This is a genomic window from Bacillus sp. SIMBA_005, from assembly GCF_046535585.1.
In the GTDB taxonomy this organism is placed as follows: Bacteria; Bacillota; Bacilli; order Bacillales; family Bacillaceae; genus Bacillus; species Bacillus pumilus.
The window spans coordinates 1-300 of record NZ_JAWRWI010000203.1; the positions used below are offsets into that span (position 1 = coordinate 1).

A 300-nucleotide genomic window follows, 5' to 3' on the forward strand; every position below is an offset into this window, starting at 1 on the left:
GGAGCGGTTCAGGGACGATGCCAACGTAGCAGCCGAAGATAAGACCACGTACGGCCAACCTTACGTGTGGGGTACGCATCACCCGGAAGCGCAGGCGGCGAAGTGGGAAGCCCAACTCAGGCATGAGGCGGCTATCGCATCCCAGGTTATCTATGAAGGCGAGAGCAGTGTTCTTGCGCTGATGCCCGCGCGCATTCTGCATATCGATGAAGCGCTGCCTGATGCGCCAAACGGACAGGTCATTGTCGAAGTGGTCCATCGCGGTGCGCGGGATGATGCCTACTCCAATACGTACAAGGC

At 59.0% G+C, this 300-nt stretch carries 1 protein-coding gene; it reads left to right on the forward strand.

What is annotated here, in order from left to right; translation table 11 throughout:
* Window positions 1–300: contractile injection system protein, VgrG/Pvc8 family (locus SB660_RS19775; RefSeq protein ID WP_410583971.1), on the forward strand; the 300-nt coding region annotated here is incomplete at both ends.